1 protein-coding gene is annotated in these 735 nt (G+C 55.2%); it reads right to left on the bottom strand.

The features are described from left to right. Positions 1–735 (bottom strand): M3 family metallopeptidase (locus A3730_RS29020; protein WP_231884090.1); only part of this gene is annotated, 735 nt, incomplete at both ends.

The following is a 735-nucleotide window of genomic DNA, read 5'->3' as shown; positions in this document are numbered from 1 at the left end:
CGCCGGCAAAAATATGCCCGAAGCTGTTGGGGAAACGGTTAAAGGCGGGCGGTTGAATAACCGCCACCTGTTCGCGCACTTCATTCAATACCTGATAAATATTCAGGCCCGGTTGATACTCCGCGTGGATTCGCATATCGAACAGGGAAAATTCGATTTGCCGCACCATCTGCATAGCACCCTGAAAGTTTTTCGCGGCGAGCATCTTTTCCAGTTTTTCTTTTGGTAGCGGCTCACCGGTTTGGTAATGGCCGGAAATCAGCGCGATGCCTTCCTCGGTCCAGCACCAGTTTTCCAGAAACTGGCTGGGCAGTTCCACCGCATCCCAGGCCACACCATTAATTCCGGAAATACCGGACACATCCTGCTCGGTCAGCATGTGGTGCAGGCCATGGCCAAACTCGTGGAACAGGGTGACCACTTCGTCGTGGGTCAACAGGCCCGGCTTGCCACCGGCTGGCGGTGCAAAGTTACAGGTCAGGTAGGCAACCGGGGTTTGCAGGCTGCCGTCGGGCTGGCGGCGACGAATACGCGCATCGTCCATCCAGGCGCCACCGCGTTTCCCGGTGCGGGCATACATGTCCAGATAGAAAGCCGCTCGGACACTGCCATCATCATCCACCAATTCGTAGAAGCGCACATCATCATGCCAGGTATCCACATCCGTGCGTTGTTTAAACTGAATGCCGAACAATTTTCCGACCACAGAAAACATGCCATTGATCACCGTGTCCG

This window comes from Alcanivorax sp. HI0044 (genome assembly GCF_001634945.1).
The sequence above is the reverse complement of the archived record's forward strand: the minus strand, read 5'-3'. Positions and strand labels throughout refer to the sequence as shown.